The sequence below is a fragment of the Hymenobacter terrigena genome, assembly GCF_054776515.1.
Map to the genome: position 1 here is coordinate 979,425 of NZ_BAAHBU010000001.1, position 19,844 is coordinate 999,268.

The window sequence follows — 19,844 nt, forward strand, 5'->3', positions numbered from 1 at the left end:
GCCGCAAGGCTTGTCACCCCGGCAGTGGTGCTAACCACCCCGGCCGATATGCTCGCCAGCCCGGCAGTATGACATGACGTCACGGCAGCGATGCTTGACGCCTCCGCTGCTATCGTAGCCAGCCCGGCTGGCATGCTAACCAGCGCCGCTGCATCGTTCGCGACGACGGCAGGCATCGTTGTCAGATGTACTACATTATCAAGGAAGCATAGCGCTACCATCCTCAGGCCAACCACTTCCCTAATTGGTAAGTTTTACTTACATTTGAAGTAATGCGTATTATCACCAAGGGCACTCTGCGGGATTTTTGGGAGAAACACCCCACGGCTGCTCTGCCCTTGCAGGTTTGGTATAAGGAAGCAAAAGAAGCTGACTGGAAAGCCCCGAACGACGTAAAAGCCCAGTACGGCAACGCCAGCATCGTGGGCAGCAACCGCATTGTTTTTAACATCAAGGGCAACGATTTTCGGCTGATTGCAGCTATCAACTACGCCACGGGCATTGTGTACATCCGCTTCATCGGCACCCACAAAGAATACGACCGCATCGACGCCACCACGATATGAATACCATCAAGCCCATTCGCACCGAAGCCGACTACCGCCAAGCATTGGCGCGCGTCGAAGCCATTTTTGAAGCCCCCCCCAGCACGCCCGAGTTTGATGAGCTGGACATTCTCGGCACGCTGGTTTGCGCTTACGAAGACCAGCACTACCCCATTCCCGAGCCCGACCCCATCGAATACATCAAGTTGAAGATGGCCGAGCGCGGCCTGCGCCAGCGCGACCTCGCCGCTTGGCTGGGCGGCGAAAGCCGGGTGAGCGAAATCCTGAACCGCAAGCGCAAGCTCACCGCCAAGATGATGAAAGCGCTGCACGACAACCTGGGATTATCGGCCGAAATGCTGCTTGCTGCGGCTTAAGAAACTATGAAGTACAGTGTATTGATAGCAGAAGCATCTACCGGAATCATTTTAAAGGCGGATGCAGAATCACGTCAGTCGGGCAGTGATTTGCCCTACTTGAATTTTGATTCGCTTGATGAGATAAGAAGTTATGCTAATAGAACGACCAGCCTATTCGGACAGCTGGAATTCATCGTTTATGACGAATTCCATGAATACTTAGAAATGGTATATCCCAAGAAATATTAACGCTAGTTTAAAGAAACCTACTCATTGCCCCATTTCGTTGTTACCAATCACAACGAACCCAACCCGCATTCTCTTGTCCGATACCACCCCCACTTTCGCCCCCGTCGACCCCTACGCCATTGAAAAGGAGCTGCGCCACGTCCAGTCCCTGATGAAGCTGGAGCAGCTGGAAGACCTGGAGCAATTCAAGCTTAAAAACGCCAAAGCCAGCATCCAGGAGCGGCAGCAGCGCGGCCTCACCTGGTACCCCGTCAGCATCACGCAGGAAGACATTGGCTTTGGCGGCAAGGTGGTGCTGGAGCTGGAGCGGCCCGCCGGCCAGCAGGGCCTGCACCTGTTTCAGGTGGGCAAAAACGCCTCACTGTTTGGCAACGTGCCCGGCCGCTCGGCCACCGACCGGCCCACGCTCAGCGGCGTCATCACCAGCGTGCGGCGCAACAAGCTGCTGTTCGCCACCACCAAGGAAGACCTGCCCGACTGGGTGACCGAGGGCCACAAAATGGGCATCGACCTCACTTTTGACGAAGTGAGCTACCGCGAGATGGACTACGCCCTGGGCAAGGTGATGGGCGCCTACGGCGACCGCCTGGCCGAGCTGCGCGACATCCTGCTGGGCGCCAAAGAAGCCCGGTTCCGCGAAGAAAAGGCCACCGACCTCTTCTACCCCAGCCCGCTGAATGACTCGCAGCTGGCCGCCGTGCGCCACGTCATGGCCGCCAAGGACGTGGCCATCATCCACGGCCCGCCCGGCACCGGCAAAACCACTACGCTGGTGCAGGCCATTCTGGAAACCATCCGGCGCGAGCGGCGCGTGCTGGTGTGCGCGCCCAGTAACACGGCCGTCGATTTGCTCACCGAAAAGCTGGCCGAGCGCGGCGTGAATGTTATTCGAATGGGCAACCCCTCGCGGGTTTCGGATTTGCTGCTGGAGCATACATTGGATGCCCAGGTGATGGCCCACAAAAGTTACAACGAGATGCGCTCGATGCGTCAGACGGCCGACCAGTACCGCGAAACCGCCAGCAAATACGTGCGCAACTTCGGCTACGAGGAGCAGCAGCACCGCCGGCAGCTGAAGGAAGAAGCGCGCATGCTGTTTCAGCAGGCCGATGACCTGGAGCGCTACATCACCGAAGATTTATTGGAGTCGGTGCAGGTGATAACGTGCACGCTGGTGGGCGCCAGCAACCGCAACATCCGCCACCTCACCTACGAAACGGTGTTTATCGACGAAGCGGCCCAGGCCCTGGAGCCGGGCTGCTGGATTCCGATTGCCAAGGGCAACCGCGTGATTCTGGCCGGCGACCACCACCAGCTACCGCCCACCGTGAAGAGCGACAAAGCCGGCGCGTTGCGCGAAACGCTGTTCGAGAAAGCCATCAAGCGCCAGCCCACCACGGCGCGCATGCTCACGGTGCAGTACCGCATGCACGAGCAAATCATGCAGTTCAGCTCCGACCAGTTCTACGATGGCCGCCTCGAAGCCTATGAAACCGTGGCCCACGCCGGCCTCGACGCCTACGACCTGCGCTTCGCCCCCGACCTGCCCGTGGAATTCCTCGACACGGCCGGCTTCGGCTTCCAGGAAATCACCATCCCCGAAAGCCGCTCCACCGCCAACCCCGAAGAAGCGGATTTGCTGCTCAAGCGCCTCGCCCAGCTGCTCGAACCTTACGACCCCGCCGACCACGAGGAAGACCCGCTCAGCATCGGCGTCATCGCCCCCTACCGCGCCCAAATCAATTATCTCAAGGACGCCATCGAGGAAAACGACGAGCTTAGCGGCTTCATGCTGCACCGCCAGCTCAGCGTGGGCACGGTAGACTCCTTCCAGGGCCAGGAGCGCGACATCATCGCCATCACCCTCACCCGCAGCAACAATCACGGCGAAATCGGCTTCCTGAGCGACATCCGCCGCATGAACGTGGGCATGACGCGGGCCCGCAAAAAGCTGCTGCTCGTCGGCGACTCTTCAACGCTGAGCGCGCACCCGTTTTTCAAGGCGATGATTGAGTACGTGGAGCAGATTGGCGGCTACCGCACGGCTTGGGAATTGCAGGATTAAATTTCCAGAACGGTGTAGAGACGCGACACTTCGCGCCTCTGCATCGTCATTGTAATGCCAGTGTTAATAAAAAAAGAGGCATGGGGACAATCCCATGCCTCTTTTATTTGATGATGCAGGAGCGGGCCCCGCTCCTGCATTGTTCTGCTACCGCCCGCCGGGCGGGCAGTTTTCCTTCAAAAACTTGGTATAAGTAGCCGCCAGGTGCTTGCTCGTGCCTTCGCCTTCCGAGATGCCATGCGTCCGGTTGGGGTAGGCCATCAGCTGGAAGGTTTTGCCGTTTTTCACCAGCTCGTTTATCATCTGCTCGGCGTTGTTGTAGTGCACGTTGTCGTCGCCGGTCCCGTGGATGAGCAGCAGGTTGCCGCGCAGGTTTTTGGCGTGGGCGAGCGGCGAGTTGTCCACGAAATAATGTTTGTCTTCGGGCAGCAGGCCCATGTAGCGCTCCTGGTAAATGTTGTCGTAGTTGAGCTGGTTGTCGACGGCAGCAACGGAAATACCGGTTTTGTAAATCTGCGGGTACTGGAACAGCAGGTTCAGCGTGGAACCGCCGCCGCCACTCCAGCCCCACACCGCCACGCGGCTGGTGTCGACCCAACTGTTTTTAAATACTTCCTTAGCGCCCATGGCCTGGTCGCGGATGTTGAGGCTGCCCAGATTGTGGTAGATGCATTTGCGGAATTCCCGACCGCGCGGGGCCGGCGTGCCCCGGTTCTCGATGGAGGCGTAGATGTAGCCGTCATCGGCCATGCTGCCTTGGTAGAGGCGGTTGAAGCCCGTGCCGAAGTTGTCAGTCACCGTCTGGCTGGCCGGCTCGCCGTACACATAAAACACGATGGGGTACTTTTTGGCGGGGTCGAAGTTGGTAGGCTTCACCAGCCAGCCATCGAGCGTCACGCCGTCGGCAGTTTTCACCTGGAAAAACTCTGGTTTGGGCAGCTTCATCTTCTTGGCCTGCTCCGGCAACTCGCCACCGCTGAGGCGCTGGTGGGCGGGCAGCGCCACCACGTCGGAAACCGGGTAGCTGCTGGCACTGGCGAAGCGGTGCAGCGCCACCTTGCCGTTGGGCGACACCTCGTAGGTGTTGGTACCGCTGAGGGCAGCGGGCGTCACGCGCTCGGCCTTGCCACCTTTCAGCGGCACTTTGTAGAGGTAGCGCTGGGTGGCGTTGGCGGGCGAAGCCAGGAAATAGAGGGCTTTGCCAGCCTCGTCAATGCGTTCGAGGCTGATAACGTCGTAGTTGCCGGGCGTGAGCAGCTTCTCCTTGCCGGTGCGGTCAATCTGGTAGAGATGGCGCCAGCCGTCTTTTTCGCTGGCCCACACAAAGCTTTTGCCGTCCTTCAACCAGTCCCAGCCCACGGGCTCGTCCTTGGCCATAATCCAAGCCTTGTCGGTTTCAGTGTAGATGGGTTTCACCGCGCCGGTGGCAGCGGTGCAGAGCATGAGCTTGCTTTCGTTCTGGCGGCGGTTTAGCTGCTGGATAATCAGTTCGTTGGCGCCGGCCCATTCCATGCGCGGAATATAGTGCTGCACGGCATCGCCGGGCACGTCCATCCACCGGGTAGCGCCGCCGCTCGCGGCCACCACGCCCACCCGGCAGCGGCTGGGGTCTTCGCCCACCACGGGGTACTCCACCGGCACCGTGAACGGATACAGCGCGTCCGTGGTGTTCAGCATCAGGTAATTGCGCGTCTTGTTGGCATCAAGCTGCCAGTAGGCCAGGTGCTGGCCGTCGGGGCTCCAGCGGAAACCGTCGCGGCAGTCCAGCTCCTCCTCGTACACCCAGTCGAACGTGCCGTTGATGAGCTTGTCGGTGCCATCGGTGGTGAGCTGGGTGATGGCGTGGTCGGCCAGGTTTTCCACGTAGAGGTTGTGGCCGCTCACGTAGGCGACCTTGCTCCCATCGGGCGAGAACTTGGCAAACATCAGCGACGACTCGGGCCGGCCTTTGCCCAACTGCGTGAGCTGCTTCGTGCCGGTGTCGAACACCCAATAGTCGCCGCGCGTATCGTAGCGCCACACCTTCTTGGTATTGGTATTGAGCAGGATAAGGCGGCCATCATCGGACAGCGCCACGCGGCGCACCCCGAGGGGGGCCGTTTGGCCGGCTGGCGTCAGCTGGCGCTTGCTGAGCAGCGTGCGTACCTGGCCGGGATGGCGAATATCGAGCTGCACCACCGAATCGGGGCGCACCTGCAGGTAGCCGTAGCCGTCTTTGGTCCATTGGGTGCTGGGGCTCTGGGCCCAGGCAGCGGCTGTGGTTAGCAGCGAAAAGGCCCCGGCCAGAGTGGCACCACGGGCAAAAAGTTGAATCATGCTGGAACAGATGAGAACAATTGCGAAAAGTTGCAGCACCAAATTTACCCCCAGTTTCAAGCAAAAATCCCCGCCGGCGGGTACCAACGGGGATTCCAGTTTAAAATGACGGCTGAACTGATTACGGCAGGTCAATTACCGACATGGTGTGCGGCGCGTCCGACTTCGAATTCACGAAGTGTTTTTCGGGCTTGTCAAAGTCGGAGATGTACAGCCGCTTGCCTTTCAGCAACACTTCGGCCGGCTGGTCGAGCTTGCCACCGCTGCCGTCGGTGTCGCCATTTTGGGCCAGGGTGGTCACCGTATTGCCGTTGCGCAGGTCCACAATTTCAATGGCGTTTTCGCGCGAGTTGCAGAGGTACATCTTATCTGTGGCGCGGTCAATTATCAGGCCGTCGACGCAGGGAATGGCCTTGCCTTTGAGCTGTAGAGTTTCCTGTTTGGCCAAGGTGCCGTCGGGCTTTAGCGACACTTTGTAGAGCTTGCCATCGCCGAAGGAACCCGTGTAAAAGTTGCCTTTGCTGTCGTAGTCCATGCCGTCGGCTCCGTTGTCCACGCCGGTTTCATTTACCGTCGTCGTGAACGTGGCCAGCACGTGCGGGTCCATGGTTTTGGGCTTGAGGTGGACGATGCCCTTATTTAGTTCTGCCAGGGAGAACTTTAGAATGGCGCTGCCTTTGTCGTTATCGGGCAGGTCCCACTGGCTGTCGGTCACGTAAATCGTGTTGCCTTTCCAAACCACGGCATTGGCCAGCGCGAAGTTGTCGACCACCGTGGTAATGGCGCCGGGCTTGCCGTTTTTCATCGCCACCTTCATCAGGCGCGATTTGAAATCCTTGCTGTTTTCGTACTGGTTTTCGGCGTAGTACAGGTTGCCATCGGGGCCGAAAGCCAGGTCCATCGGGGCCGCCTTTTTGGTAGTGGGCTCCACGGGCAGGTTGGTAGCGAAGGGCTTGATGGTCGTGCCATCAATCTCCATCAGCGAGGCCGGCTGGCTGTTGTCGGCCAGGTTGGGCACCGACAGGATGAGGTGGCCATTGGGCGCCAGCGCCAGGCCGTCGGGGGTGTTGTGGGCGTCGTCGAGGGTGAACAGCAGCTGCGGGTTGCCAATGGTGGGCACCGAATCGGTTTTGGCCACGGTGGTGGCCGAGGAGTCGGTTTTTACTACGGCTTCCTTATTCACAGCCTCCTCCTGCGTGGTGGGCGGGTTTGATTGACAGGCGGCCAATAGGCTGGTGCTCAGCAGTGCAGCGCCCAGAATTTGATGCAGATTTTTGCGCATTTTGGATTAGAGTTGGAAAGAAAGCCGGGGTTGGAAATGGCCGCCTTCGGGTACGCACCGCGCCAATGCCAGGTTATCTGGCCCACCATTGACAGGCCGGCTCTGAACGGCCGCACAAAGCGGAAAGCCTAGTGAAGCCCTCGTAGCTCACTAAAAAGGCATTTATCCAGGCTCCTCACTAGGCCCGCCGTGCTTATTGACCCTCAACCACTAGGCGACGCCCCCTGAAAATGCCCGAATTATTTATCCGGGATATTCCCAACCGGCAGCGCCAGGCCACGTTCAGCCTATACCATAAAACCAAGCCTGTTACTTTCCATGAGCAAGAAACCACTAGCTAAGAAAACCCACGAAGACGCCGTGAGCACTGCCAAAACCGACGAGCTGGCCCAGAACCGCGAAGACGGCTACGGTCAGTTCCTGACCACCAACCAGGGCTTGCGCGTCAACGACGACCAGAACTCGCTGAAGGCCGGCGAGCGCGGCCCCTCGCTGCTCGAAGACTTTATTCTGCGCGAAAAAATCACGCATTTCGACCACGAGCGCATTCCCGAGCGCGTGGTGCACGCCCGGGGCGTGGCCGCCCACGGCTATTTCGAAGCCTACGGCAACAACGCCAACCTGACCCGCGCCGACTTCCTGCAAGCCGGCGTGCAAACGCCGGTATTCACGCGCTTTTCCACGGTAGCCGGCTCGCGGGGCTCGTCGGATTTGGCGCGGGACGTGCGCGGCTTTGCCGTAAAATTCTACACCCAGGAAGGCGTTTTTGACCTCGTGGGCAACAATATTCCGGTGTTCTTCATCCAGGACGCCATCAAATTTCCGGACTTTGTGCATGCCGTGAAGCCGGAGCCGCACAACGAGATTCCGCAGGCCGCCTCGGCCCACGACACGTTTTACGACTTCATCTCGACCAACCCCGAGAGCATGCACATGCTGCTCTGGGCCATGAGCGACCGCGCCCTGCCGCGCAGCCTGCGCATGATGGAAGGCTTCGGGGTGCACACCTTCCGCCTCATCAACGAAGCGGGCAAGTCGCGCTTCGTAAAATTCCACTGGAAGCCCAAGCAGGGCGCGCACTCGGTGGCCTGGGAAGAAGCGCAGCAGATTTCGGGCAAAGACCCCGATTTCCACCGCCGCGACCTCTGGAACTGCATCGAAATGGGCGCCTACCCCGAATGGGAGCTGGGCGTGCAGGTAGTGGAGGAAGAAGACGAGCGCAAGTTCGATTTCGACCTTCTGGACTCTACCAAACTCATCCCCGAAGACCTGGTACCGGTGCAGCTGCTGGGCAAAATGGTGCTCAACCGCAACGTCGACAACTTTTTTGCCGAAACCGAGCAGGCCGCTTTCCACATCGGCCACGTGGTGCCGGGCATCGATTTCTCGAACGACCCGCTGCTGCAGGGCCGCCTGTTTTCCTACACCGACACCCAGCTCACGCGCCTGGGCGGACCGAATTTCCACGAGATTCCGATTAACCGTTCCATCGCGCCCATCCACAACGGCCAGCGCGACGGCCACATGCGCCAGACCATCAACAAGGGCCAGACCAGCTACGGCCCCAACCTGCTGAACGACAACTTTCCCCAGCAGGCCAAGCTGAGCGAAGGCGGCTTCAACACGGTGCACGAGCGCGTGGAAGGCCATAAAATCCGCCTCCGCAGCAAGAGCTTTGTGGACCACTACAGCCAGGCCAAGCTGTTCTGGAACAGCCAGTCCGATGCCGAGAAGATGCACATTGTGAAGGCCCTGCGTTTCGAGCTCAGCCACGTGCAGAAGGAGTTTGTGCGCACCCGCACGCTGATACAGCTGGCCCAGATTGACAGGGACCTGGTGCGCCGCGTGGCCGAAGGCCTGGGCGTGACAGTCCCCTCGGCCGATGGCGTGCAGCTCAACCTGCAAGTAGGTGCCGATGCCGATGCTGCCTCGCTGCAGTCGAAACCCGCCGCCAGTAACATTGGCCAGGACTCGGCCCTGAGCATTGCCCCGGATGCCAAAATCAACCAGGGCAAAGCCAGCATCAAAACCCGCCACATTGCTATCCTGGCCACCGACGGGGCTGACGTGGCCGCCATTGGCGACCTGATGAAAACGCTGATGGACCAGGGCGCACAGACCGCCATTGTGGCCACGCACCTGGGCACCATCACGGGTGCGGGCGGCGAGGAGCTGCTGGTGAACGGCACCTTCCTCTCCACCGCTTCGGTGCTGTATGATGCCGTGTACGTGGCCGGCGGCGATGCCAGCGTAGCCGTCCTCAAGCAGAATGCCGACGCCGTGCGCTTCGTGAACGAGGCCTTCCGCCACTGCAAGCCCATCGCGGCTTCGGGCGCGGGCATCGACCTGCTGAAAGCGGCGGCTTATCCCGGCGCCGAAGACATTCTGAAAGCCGACGGCGTGGTTACCAGTTCGGATGCGCAGGTGAGCGGCCTGGCTACGCAGTTCATCGCGGCCATTGCCAAACACCGCTTCTGGAGCCGTGAGCTGAAAGCGATGCCGGCGTAGGTTCTGGACTGAACGGAGGGAAAAGCCCGTCATGCCGCGTTGCGCTCGGCATGGCGGGCTTTAATTTCCTGATATGCCCGCCGTTCCCGCCAGAACTTCTTTTCTTTGTGCATCAGCCGCCCGGGCTGGCACTTTCTCCTCCCCAATCCCCCTTTACTCTCATGGCTGCAATCAGCGATAAAAAAGTCGTCACCATCACCTACGACCTCAGCGTGACCGACGAAAACCAGGAAAAAGTATTGGTCGAATCGGCCGAAGCTGATGCGCCCATGGTCTTCCTGTTCGGCCACAGCGGCCTGCCCGAAGACTTTGAAGCCCAGCTCAATGGCAAGAACCCCGGCGACGAGTTCCAGTTCAGCCTCACCCCGGAGCAGGCCTACGGCGACTACGACGAGCAGGCGCTGGTTGAAATCCCGAAAGATGTTTTCCTCATCGACGGCAAGCTGGATGATGAAATGCTCCAGCCCGGCAACTTCCTGCCCATGGCCGACAACGAAGGCAACCACATGCAAGCCAAGGTGGTAAGCATCGGCGATACGGCCGTAAAGATGGACTTCAACCACCCGCTGGCCGGCATGGTGATGCACTTCCACGGCAAGGTGCAGGACGTGCGCGAAGCCACCGCCGAAGAGCTGGCCCACGGCCACGTGCACGGCGAAGGCGGCCACCACCACTAAGGTTCGCCAGTCATTGCGAGGCAGGACTGTCATTGCGAGCGTAGCGAAGCAATCCGTCCTGTCAAAACCAGACATTTTCTTTAGCGACAAGCCCCGGCACTGCACAGTACCGGGGCTTTTAGTTTACGTTAAGAAGATGTGTAGGAGAAAAAGCTTTATCACAGCTATAAGCTGGTCGCTGAGAACAGGACGGATTGCTTCGCTACGCTCGCAATGACAACGCCACGTACTCCTGCAACTCCGGAAAAAACGCCCGAAAATCCGCTTCATACTCCGCATAATTAGCCACCAGTTCGGTCGCGGCCGTTTCCATGCCGGAGCCGGCCAGGGCCCGGCGGCTGAGCCCGCTGAGGGCGCGGCGCATGCCTTCAATCTCGGCATAGCCCAGCAGCCAGTTGTGCTGCACCATATAAACCAGCATTTGCTGCACGCGGGGCGGCATCTCGGCTTCGCGGGCAGTCAGCAGGGCATACACGCGGCGGGTAAAACCGGGCAGGCTTTCGGGTGAATATTCGGCGAAATTATGGGCCAGGAAGTGGTCAAGGAACATGTCCGATATCACGCCGGCGTATTTGCCGTAGCCGGCGGCGCGCAGGCGCTGGGTGCTGCGGCGCACCACGGGGTGCTGGTCGGTGAAGGTATCGATGGCGCGGTGCAGGCGGATGCCGGCTTGCACATCGGGCGGGTAGTTTTCGAGCTGGCGGCCGGGCACCGAGTCGGCGATGAAATTGCCCAGCAGGATATCGGAATAGGTGGCCGAGGCAGGCGAGCCGGAGAGGAAAAGATGGGCCAGAAAATTCATTGGAGGGAAAGTTAATGTTCGTCATGCAGAGCGCAGCGAAGCATCTTTATCGCAACAGTAATCCCCATCGATTGGGTTACTTCTACGGTAAAGATGCTTCGCTGCGCTCTGCATGACGTTCCGCTAACATCCACTACTCCACTTCCCAATAGAGATTATTCAACCCCGGCCGGCTGGCTGCCGTAAGCCAATACGCCGCCCACCTGTTTTGGACGCAGCCTATTCTTTCACCTCCCCAATTCTCTTCCCATGTCCGATAAGTCGCCCGTAACCCACGACCTGACCCAGCTATTCGAAAAAATCAAGGACGTGCGCATGGCCATGCTCACCACCACCGATGAGCACGGCAGCCTGCACAGCCGCCCCATGGCCACCATCAAGCCTGGCAAAGACGGTGCCCTCTACTTCCTCACCGACTCCGAGTCGGCCAAAGTCTACGAAATCAAAAAGGACAGCCAGGTCAACCTGAGCTATTCTGACCCGAGCAGCAACGTGTACGCCTCCGTATCGGGCCGGGCCAATGCCTACCGCGACGAAGCCAAAATTGCCGAACTGTGGAGCGAGCCCATGCGCGGCTGGTTTCCCAAAGGCAAGGATGACCCGCACATCAACATTCTGAAAGTCGACATCGAAAAAGCCGAATACTGGGATTCACCCAGCAGCCTGCTGGTGCAAGCCTACGCCTACGTGCGCGCCGTGGTGACGGGCGAGCGCAGCAAGGACGACGACGTGAACCAGCACGCCCAGGTGCAGGTGAAGTAGCTTTTGAACCAATGATTCTGAAAGGCCGGAAGCAATTCCGGCCTTTTTTTGTTGCCTGAAACCCGTTGGCCAGCGGCTTACCCGCCCTTTGCTCGAATGCACCTTACCACCCTCACCGTTCTCACCCTGAAACCTGGCCACCGGCGCTGGGCGCTGGCCCAGATGGGCGCTGCGCCCCCGCAACTGCAGCGGGTGCCCGGCTTACGGTTTTTCAAACTGCTGGGCAGCGGCGCGGCCAACGGCTTCGGCGCGTGGCCCAATTTCGACCGTTACGGCTTCATGGCCGTGTGGGAAGACGTGGCCTTTGCCGAGGCATTCTTCAGCCGAAACCCAGTGTGGGCCGCTTACCAGCAGCGCAGCACCGAGCAGTGGACCGTGCGCCTCGCCCCCATCAAAGCCCAGGGCCTGTGGGACGGCAAAAACCCCTTCGATTACAGCGTCAGCGCCATTCCAAGCCCCGCCAAAACGCCCGTGGCCGTGCTCACCCGTGCCAGCATTCGTTGGCGCAAAGTCCCGCGCTTCTGGAAATTTGTGGAGCCCACCAGCGCGGCGCTGGCCCACGCGGCGGGCGTGCGGGCCGCCATCGGGCTGGGCGAGCTGCCCCTGGTGCGGCAGGCCACGTTCAGTGTGTGGGAATCGGCCCAAGCCATGCAGGAATACGCCTACAAAGACGCCAGGCACCGCGAGGTAATCAAGCTCACGCGGCGCGAAAACTGGTACGCCGAGGAGCTTTTCGCCCGTTTCCAGGTGCTGAGCAGCGAGGGCACTATTGATGGCCAGGAGCCACTGGCGGGGCTGCTCACCGGCCCGGCCTAATCGCGCAGATTGTAGCGCTGCAGCCAGGCGCGGCCGTTGGCCGTGAGCTCGGGCTGCGGGTCGGCTTCTACCGGCACGCCGGCCGGATGCGCAGTGAGCCGCTTGCCGGGGCCCGTATACCAGGTAACGTTGCCCGGCGTGGCCCCCCTTGCAGTAATTACCTGGTCACGGCCGTCGCCAGCGTAGAGGTGCACGGCAATGCCATCCGGCAACGCCCCGCGCAGCTCAAACACGTCGTCGCCGCCCAGGCCATAGAGGTCGAGCTGGGGGGTGATTTTCCGGTTGAAGGTGCGGTCGGTCACGAGGCTGTCGGGGCGGCCGGGGCGCCGGGCCAGCAGCTGCACGCGCAGGCTGCCGCCCACTTCGCTCAGGATAAAGCGCTCGGCCTGGTCGGTGCCAATCAGCCAGGCCTCCTTGTTCAGCAGCGCGTAGTACTGCTGGGCCACGGCGGGCAGCTGCTCGCGCCGGGCGCGCAGCATGGGCACGAATTTCGACGCCAGGCTGGCCCGCATTTCCGGCGGGCCGGAGTTGAAGGCCTGCGCCAGCACGGCATCGCTCAGGCTGGCCCGGACGGAATCGGCCACTTCCCGAAAATCATTGGCACTGAGACTGGTGAGCAACGTGCGGTCGAGGGCACGGGCCGTGGTGGTGAGGGCATCTACGTTTTCCAGCCGAATGCTGGCCCGAAACGTCTGGTACTTGGGCGCAAACCACGACACCAGCCGCGTCACCACGCCGTCATCAAACAGAAAAAAAGCCTGGTCGCGGTCGCGCGGCACGGGCCGGAACGCCAGCCGACCGGCCTGCGAAAATGCGGCCCAGCGCCACTGGTCTTCGCGGCGGCTCCAGTCGCCCAGCAGCACGTCGAGCAGGCGGGCGCGCAGGAAGGCCCGGGCGGGCACGTGTGCAGCGGGCCGGCGGCGCAACGCGGCCAGCATATGCGCCGAGTTCACCACGCGGGGCGAGCGGCCGAAGCTGGCCACCAGGCGCTGGTCGCCATCGGGCCGCTCCTCAAACAGGTACAGCGCATTGGCATAACTGGCTTTGAACTTGCCCAGGCCGCAGTCCGGCCCCACAAACACCAGCCGGGGGTTGGCGTGCAGCACGCCGGCCACTTCGGCCAGGTAGGCGGCCGGATACGCCCCAAACGGCTGCGTGGCGCTGGTCTGGTCTTTGAGCAGGCCGCGCAACAGGTTCCGTTTCCAGCCGGGGCGCAGCGCGGCGCTCATGTCTTTGTCCACGGAACGCAGCACGTACTCGCGGCCATCGGGCGCGTGCAGGCGCAGGGTATGGCTCTGGTAGCTGCCGCCCGCCTGCATGGGCACCAGGCCGCCGGGCACGGCGGTGGCCAGCCGCAGCACCGGCACCGTGACCGGCGTGGCCCACACACTGCGGTAGTGCTTGCCAAAAAAGAACTTCCAAACCGCACTACGGGCATACTGCGGCCCGGCTGCCAGCCGCACCGTAGTCGAATCGGCGCTCCAGTGCGGAGCCGCCATCGCGGGGGCCGGCGGCTCGGCGCAGCCCCCCAATAAACAGGCTACCACGCCGGTGCACCAGCCCCGCACCCACGGCTTCCATGCAGCAATCAGACCCGGCATAAGCAGCAATTTTCCAAAACAGCGGAGCGCCCATCGGGGCAAAAAGCAAATATTTCGCGGCAGTAAAAGCTGCCAAACGCACGGTTATGGCCACGCGCTGCCCACCTTTACGGGGAAGCTGCGTTAAAGGCTCATTCGCGCTTGCCGCCTTTTTCGAATGCCTTATTCTTTTGTTCGCTGCCCCGGCTTTTGCCCGCGCCTGCTGGTGCTGCTGGGCCTGGGGCTGGCCGTTGGGGGCTGCGCCCGCCACAACTATTTCCAGCCCGATGCCCGCGTGGGGCCGGGCAGTACCGCCGCCCTACCGGCCACGGCCGATTCGGTGCTGGCCACGGCGGGCCGCCAATACAACCGCCACTCGGGGCTCTACCGTTTTTTTATGGGCCGCCACTACCGCCGCGTGTGGGCGGCCCCCGTCAAAGCAGCCGTGCTGAACCTGGCCACGGCCGCGCCGGGCGGGCTCACGGCCGGCAAGGCCGGCGGTGGCTACCAAAGCATTAGCATGACGCTGGAAGGCCGCCAGCAGCGCGAATACGCCCTGCGCGCCCTCGACAAAGAGCCTTACAAAACGCTGCCGCTGGTGCTGCGCCACACCTTCGTGCTCAACGTAGTGCGCGATGCCACCTCGGCGGCCATTCCCTATGGGGCGCTCACCGTGCCGCCGCTGGCGCAGGCGGCCGGCGTGCCCCACACACGCCCGCGCCTGGTGTACGTGCGGCCCGATGAAACCGGCCTGGGCGAGTCCTCGGCCCGGTTTCAGGGCAAGCTGGCCCTGCTCGAAGAGAAATACAACAACCCGGCCGCGCGCACGCCCGACCTGGCCGCTGCCGTCGATTTTGACGGCGGCGAGGCCATGCTGAAAAAAGTGTACCATCACCCCTCCTATTTCATCGACCAGCCGGCTTTTCTGCGCGCCCGCCTGCTCGATGTATGGCTCGGCGACTGGGACCGGCACGAGGCGCAGTGGACCTGGGCCCAGTTTCCGGAAGCCGGGGGCCGCGTGCGCTATGTCGGCATTCCGAAGGACCGCGACCAGGTGTATTTTCGGTTCGATGACGGGGTGATTCCCTGGCTGGCGGCCCGGCCGTTCATTGCGCCGCAGTTCCAGACGTTCCGCAACAAGTACAACAACATGGCCGGGCTGGTATTCCAGGCGAAGTTTATTGACGAGCGCGGCCTATCGGCCATGACGCGGGCCGATTTCCAGCGCACCGCCCGCGACTTGCAGCGCCGCCTGCCCGATTCCGTCATCGACCGGGCCCTGCGCCGCCTGCCGCCCGCCGTGTTTGCGCTGGAGGGCACCCGCTTGGGCAACGCCCTCAAGGCCCGGCGCGAAAGACTGCCGCAGGCCGCCGAGGCATATTACCTCACCCTGGCCCACGAGCCCACATTGGGCGGCACGGCCGAGGCCGAGCGGTTTGTGGTGCACCGCTACGCCGATTCGACCACGGTGCGCGTTTTTTCCAAAGCCCTTAGCCAGTTTTCGGCCGGCGACTCGCTCCGATTCCGGCGCACGTATTTCACCAAAGAAACCCAGGAACTGAGCCTCGACGGCCTCGGCGGCGACGACGTGTTTGAAGTAACCACCACCACCCACCGGCCCATGCGCGTGCTGCTCTACGGCGGCGAGGGTCACGACCACTTGGCCCTGCAAGGCAGCAACCGGCGGCTGAAGCTCTTCGACGAAGCCTCCGATGTGACGGCCGCCGGCAGCCTCCGCCCGAGCCTGCCCAGGAAGAAACACCGCGCCTACAACCGGCTCAACGATGATTAATTGGTTCTGCGACCCAAACCGGACAGCCTTTTTCGGTCCCTGGCCGTTCAAAGCCCAACCTTACTCCGCTGCTTGCTCTTGATGTCCGTCCGTTTGCGCTTTTATACATTGATGGGAGGCGCACTGGTTGGGCTGCTTGGCACCGGCTGCGTTCGCAAGCAGTTTTTTCAACCCGATGCCCGGCTTGATGCCTCCACGCCCCTGCCCGCCGCCGCCGATAGCGTGCACAGCGCCACTGCCGGCCGGCAATATGCCCGGCACGGCGGCCTGTACAACGCGCTGGTAGGCCGGCACCATCGCCCCACCTGGGCGGCCCCGGTAGCAGCGCCGGTGTTGCACCTGGCCGATGTGCACGGTGGCCTCACGCCCGGCAAAGTGGGCGGCGGCTTCAATAGCACCAGCCTGGGCCTGAACGGGGCCGACGGCCGCGCCTACGTGGTCCGCACCGTGGATAAAGACCCCATCCGGGCCACGCCGAAGCTGGTGCGCGGCACTTTCCTGGTGAATGTGCTGCGCGATAATATTTCTTCGACCAACCCCTATGCCGCGCTGGTGGTGCCGCCGCTGGCCGCCGGTGCCGGGGTGCCGCACGCCTCGCCGCGCCTGTTCTACGTGCGGGCCGACGACCCGGCTTTTCAAACCGATTCGCTGCGGCACTTCCGGGGCCAGCTGGCTTATCTGGAGGAAAAGGCAGCCCCCACCACCCCGCCGCCCGCCGCCGTCGTCAACAGCACCAAGGCCTTTGCCGCGGCTTTTGCCAGTCCCGAGCAGCGCTTCGTTCCGGCCGACCTGCTCCGGGCCCGCCTGCTCGACGGCTGGCTCGGCGACTGGGACCGCCACCCCGGCCAGTGGAGCTGGGCCGTGATGCGCCCCACCGAGTCTACCCCCGCGGCTGCGGCGCTGGTGCCGCTGCCCAAAGACCGCGACATGGTGCTTTACCGCCTCGATGATGGCGCCTTGGGCTGGCTCATCGGCCACGTATTTCTGCGCCACTGGGCCACGTTCGGGCCGAAGTATAAGAACCCAGCGGGGCTGCTGGGCTCGGGGCATTACCTCGACCAGCGCATTCTGAATGGCCTAAGCCGCGCCCAATTCCGGGCCGCGGCCGTGGCCATGCAGCAGCGCCTGCCCGATAGCCTCATTGCCCGCGCCATCCACCGCCTGCCCCCGGCGGCCTTCGCCCTGGAAGGGCCGCGCACCATCGCGGCCCTGCAAGCCCGCCGCGCCGCGCTACCCGCCCTGGCCGACGGCTTTTACCTCGGATTAGCCAAGCGCCCGCGCATCGGTGGCACGGCCCAGGCCGAACGATTCACCATTCGGCGCTACGCCGATTCGACGGTGGTAATAGTCGAATCAATCGCAGCCGGTGCTTCGGCGGCCCCGCTATTGCACCGCGCCTTTTTGCCGGCGGAGACGCGGCTTATCCAACTGGAAGGGTTGGCGGGCGATGACGTTTTTACCGTTGAAGAACGCGGCGCGAGTGCTGCCCGCAAACCCGCTATCCGCATCTACGGCGGCGCGGGAAAGGATGAGTTTCACGCTGCCAGCGGTAGCAAGGGCATTCATTTCATGCAGGAAAGCGCGCCCGCTAAACGGGCTTATGACAAGCTGCCGGAGGAGTAGAATGCTGAATGACGTAGGGTACCACCCCGCACCCTACTTCACGCCTGCTCCAGCATCTTCATCACCAGCCGTTCTACCGGCGACAGCGGGTCATCAGGCTGGGCTTCGGCGTCGTGCTTGCGCAGAAACTCAATCAGCTGGCCCGATTTAAACAGTTCCACCACCTGCGGGTGGATGTAGTATTTCGAGCACACCGTGGGCGTGTTGCCCAGGCCGGTGGCCACTTCCTTCACGGCTTTCTTGATGACTTTTTCGGGAGCTAAATCCGGTTCCTCGTTCAGCACGGCTTCCAGACAGCTCACCATTTTCACTGTGCCGCCCCAGGTGCGAAAGTCCTTAGCCGAGAGCTGCAAGCCGGTGTGGCGGTGCAGGTAGTCGTTCACATCGCCCGATTCCAGGGCGTGGCGCTGCCCATCGGCCGAGTAAAATTGGAACAGGTGCTGGCCCGGAATTTCCTTGCACTTGCGCACCAGTCGGGCCAGCTTGGCATCGTGCAGGGTCACGTCGTGCGGCACGCCTTTTTTGCCCACAAAGCTGAAATTAACCTTGGCGCCTTCGATGGCAACGTGCTTATCCTGCAAGGTGCTGAGGCCGTAGCTGGGTTTTGATTTGCCGTTTTTCTTCGCGTATTCCTTGTTGCCGACGCGGATAAACGACTGGTCCATGAGCGTGAGCACGAGGGCCACTACTTTTTCGCGGTCGAGGGCAGCGCGGCGCAGGTCTTTGCTGAGTTGCTGGCGCAACGGTCCCAGTTTTTCGCCGAAAGTGCGCAGGCGCGAAAACTTGGTAAGGCTGCGCATTTGGTCCCAGGCCGGGTGGTAGCGGTACTGCTTGCGGCCGAGGTTGTCGTGGCCCGTTACCTGCAAATGGGTGTTGGCCGAGGGCGAAATCCAGACCTCCGTCCAGGCCGGCGGAATCACGAAGCTGGCAATGCGGTCCAGCGTTTTCGGGTCGGTTATTTTCTGGCCTTTCGCGTCGTGGTAAACGAAGTGACCGGCACGGGTGGGCTTGCGGGTGATGCCAGGACCTTGGTCGCTGGCGTAGCGCAGGCCGGCCATTTCGGCCTGCCGCGCGGGGTCTTTGTACACAATATGCGCCTCATCCTGGGGCTGAAGCGACTTTTTGCGGGTTTTCGGGTGGGCGACGGTGGCGTTGGGCATGAATAGAACGGATACAGCCGTAAAAGCGGGCGTCGGGGTTCTACGGAAAAAGCTTAATTGGCGGCTGAGCCGTAGCGTGGACTCTGCGAGTCCGCGCTTTCCTGATGTCGTTGAACGGTACGCACCGGCGCGGACTCGCAGAGTCCACGCTACAAAACCCGCGCTACAGCAGCCATTGCCGGCCGCTGGCCGTAGGTTTGCCCCATGAAGCTGCCTGCTGCCCTTTCCAATCTCTCTGAGTGGACCGACCATCTGTACACCCGTTTCTCGGCCCGCCGCGGCTGGCTGCGGCCCCTCCAGATTGACGCTTACCGCAGCTACGGCACGGCCACTAAGTTCTACATCAAAGGCCGCCTGCTGGCCGACCCCGGCCTGACCGCCCCCACCGCCACCGACTCCGGCTGGCGCAACTTCCGCAGCATGGTGCGCCGCTTCAACAGCCGCGAAGTAGCCGGGGCCGACCTCGTGGCCGAGTTGCCCGACGGCAGCCAGCACCTCGTCACCACCGACGACGAAGGCTATTTTACCTTGGTTATTGAGCCGCACGAGCTGCCCGCGCCCGTGGCCTACCTTTGGTACCCGGTGCCGGTGCGCGTGGCCCGGCTGCCCCAGTTCCTGAAGCTGCCGGCCAAGGCCATTGCCACCCAGGCCCAGGTGCTGGTGCCGCCCGCCAGCGCTGAGTTCGGCGTGATTTCCGACCTCGACGACACGGTGTTCGAAACCAGCGCCACCAACATTGTCAAAATGCTGGGCCGCGTGCTGTTCAGCAATGCCCAGTCGAAACAGCCGTTTGAGGGCGTGGCCGAGTTCTACCGCCAGCTCCAGCGGGGCCGCACCGGCCAGCCCGACAACCCGTTTTTCTACGTGAGCAGCAGCCCCTGGAACCTCTACGACCTACTGGCCGAGTTTCTGACGCTGCACGACATCCCCACCGGGCCGCTCCTGCTGCGCGACCTTAGCATTGCCCGTCCCAAAACCACGCCCCCGCCCGGCGTCACCGGCTCGGCCGCCATCCACTTCGCCCACAAGCTGCACGAAATCGACGACCTCCTCACCACCTACCCCGCGCTGCCCTTTGTCTTGCTTGGCGACAGCGGCCAGGAAGACGCCCGCATCTACCGCGAAGTGGTGCGCCGCCACCCCGGCCGGATTAAGGCCATTTACATCCGCGACGTGCAGGTGCCCGAACGCGCCTTATTGGTCGGGCCCATCATCGAGGAGCTCAGCGCCGAGCAGGTGCCCATGCTGCTGGTGAAAGACTATGCTTCGGCGGCGGCGCACGCGGCGGGGCTGGGACTGGTGGGGTAG

The 19,844-nt window shown here is 62.1% G+C and carries 16 protein-coding genes; 11 read left to right on the plus strand and 5 right to left on the minus strand.

Annotation, left to right across the window (positions count from 1 at the left end; all coding sequences use genetic code 11):
• The first annotated feature begins 272 nt into the window (after positions 1-272).
• The 4 genes from ACYU7Q_RS03905 to ACYU7Q_RS03920 all read left to right on the plus strand — a co-directional run bounded on the left by ACYU7Q_RS03905 (position 273) and on the right by ACYU7Q_RS03920 (position 3,218).
• On the plus strand, positions 273-566 hold the full coding sequence (locus ACYU7Q_RS03905) for a type II toxin-antitoxin system HigB family toxin (RefSeq protein WP_460608125.1): 294 nt from the start codon (positions 273-275) through the stop codon (positions 564-566).
• Positions 563-922 carry a helix-turn-helix domain-containing protein gene (locus ACYU7Q_RS03910; RefSeq protein ID WP_460608126.1) on the plus strand — a complete coding sequence of 120 codons (360 nt, stop codon included), beginning with the start codon at positions 563-565 and terminating at the stop codon, positions 920-922. The genes ACYU7Q_RS03905 and ACYU7Q_RS03910 overlap by 4 nt, the downstream gene beginning before the upstream one ends.
• A gap of 6 nt (positions 923-928) precedes the next feature.
• Positions 929-1,153, plus strand: a complete 225-nt coding sequence (locus ACYU7Q_RS03915; RefSeq protein WP_460608127.1) for a hypothetical protein — start codon at positions 929-931, stop codon at positions 1,151-1,153.
• A 73-nt stretch (positions 1,154-1,226) separates the two neighbouring features.
• The gene (locus tag ACYU7Q_RS03920; protein WP_460608128.1) at positions 1,227-3,218 is read left to right on the plus strand and encodes a DEAD/DEAH box helicase; all 1,992 of its coding nucleotides are present in this window, start codon (positions 1,227-1,229) and stop codon (positions 3,216-3,218) included.
• A 147-nt stretch (positions 3,219-3,365) separates the two neighbouring features.
• Here ACYU7Q_RS03920 and ACYU7Q_RS03925 read toward each other — a convergent pair whose 3' ends face one another.
• Both ACYU7Q_RS03925 and ACYU7Q_RS03930 read right to left on the minus strand, forming a co-directional pair.
• The gene (locus ACYU7Q_RS03925; protein WP_460608129.1) at positions 3,366-5,534 is read right to left on the minus strand and encodes a S9 family peptidase; all 2,169 of its coding nucleotides are present in this window, start codon (positions 5,532-5,534) and stop codon (positions 3,366-3,368) included.
• Between the two features lie 121 nt (positions 5,535-5,655).
• A complete protein-coding gene (locus ACYU7Q_RS03930; RefSeq protein ID WP_460608130.1) occupies positions 5,656-6,816 on the minus strand; it encodes an SMP-30/gluconolactonase/LRE family protein in 1,161 nt (386 codons plus the stop codon).
• Positions 6,817-7,134: 318 nt separating this feature from the next.
• On the opposite strand from ACYU7Q_RS03930, the gene ACYU7Q_RS03935 reads away from it, so the two are divergent.
• Entirely contained in the window at positions 7,135-9,324 is a 2,190-nt protein-coding gene (locus ACYU7Q_RS03935; protein WP_460608131.1) for a catalase, read from the plus strand.
• 161 nt (positions 9,325-9,485) lie between these two features.
• Positions 9,486-10,001: an FKBP-type peptidyl-prolyl cis-trans isomerase gene (locus ACYU7Q_RS03940; RefSeq protein WP_460608132.1), complete on the plus strand. Its 516-nt coding sequence runs from the start codon at positions 9,486-9,488 to the stop codon at positions 9,999-10,001.
• Positions 10,002-10,203: 202 nt separating this feature from the next.
• Here ACYU7Q_RS03940 and ACYU7Q_RS03945 read toward each other — a convergent pair whose 3' ends face one another.
• Positions 10,204-10,803 (minus strand): acyl carrier protein phosphodiesterase, encoded by a 600-nt coding sequence (locus ACYU7Q_RS03945; RefSeq protein ID WP_460608133.1) that lies wholly within the window; start codon positions 10,801-10,803, stop codon positions 10,204-10,206.
• A gap of 249 nt (positions 10,804-11,052) precedes the next feature.
• Between ACYU7Q_RS03945 and ACYU7Q_RS03950 the strand changes: the two genes are divergently transcribed.
• Together ACYU7Q_RS03950 and ACYU7Q_RS03955 are read left to right on the plus strand one after the other, a co-directional pair.
• Positions 11,053-11,565: a pyridoxamine 5'-phosphate oxidase family protein gene (locus tag ACYU7Q_RS03950; protein ID WP_460608134.1), complete on the plus strand. Its 513-nt coding sequence runs from the start codon at positions 11,053-11,055 to the stop codon at positions 11,563-11,565.
• A gap of 96 nt (positions 11,566-11,661) precedes the next feature.
• Entirely contained in the window at positions 11,662-12,381 is a 720-nt protein-coding gene (locus ACYU7Q_RS03955; RefSeq protein WP_460608135.1) for a spheroidene monooxygenase, read from the plus strand.
• Here ACYU7Q_RS03955 and ACYU7Q_RS03960 read toward each other — a convergent pair.
• Positions 12,378-13,982, minus strand: coding sequence for a hypothetical protein (locus ACYU7Q_RS03960; RefSeq protein ID WP_460608136.1), 1,605 nt, complete (start codon positions 13,980-13,982; stop codon positions 12,378-12,380). The genes ACYU7Q_RS03955 and ACYU7Q_RS03960 overlap by 4 nt on opposite strands.
• A gap of 157 nt (positions 13,983-14,139) precedes the next feature.
• Here ACYU7Q_RS03960 and ACYU7Q_RS03965 point away from each other — a divergent pair, with 157 nt between their 5' ends.
• Together ACYU7Q_RS03965 and ACYU7Q_RS03970 are read left to right on the plus strand one after the other, a co-directional pair.
• Positions 14,140-15,753: a hypothetical protein gene (locus ACYU7Q_RS03965; RefSeq protein WP_460608137.1), complete on the plus strand. Its 1,614-nt coding sequence runs from the start codon at positions 14,140-14,142 to the stop codon at positions 15,751-15,753.
• An 81-nt stretch (positions 15,754-15,834) separates the two neighbouring features.
• Complete coding sequence (locus ACYU7Q_RS03970) at positions 15,835-17,376, plus strand: hypothetical protein (RefSeq protein WP_460608138.1); 1,542 nt, start codon at positions 15,835-15,837, stop codon at positions 17,374-17,376.
• Between the two features lie 38 nt (positions 17,377-17,414).
• Here the strand turns inward: ACYU7Q_RS03970 and ACYU7Q_RS03975 are convergent, their stop codons facing one another.
• Entirely contained in the window at positions 17,415-18,536 is a 1,122-nt protein-coding gene (locus ACYU7Q_RS03975) for a DNA topoisomerase IB (RefSeq protein WP_460608139.1), read from the minus strand.
• A 204-nt stretch (positions 18,537-18,740) separates the two neighbouring features.
• Between ACYU7Q_RS03975 and ACYU7Q_RS03980 the strand changes: the two genes are divergently transcribed.
• Positions 18,741-19,844, plus strand: a complete 1,104-nt coding sequence (locus tag ACYU7Q_RS03980; RefSeq protein ID WP_460608140.1) for an App1 family protein — start codon at positions 18,741-18,743, stop codon at positions 19,842-19,844.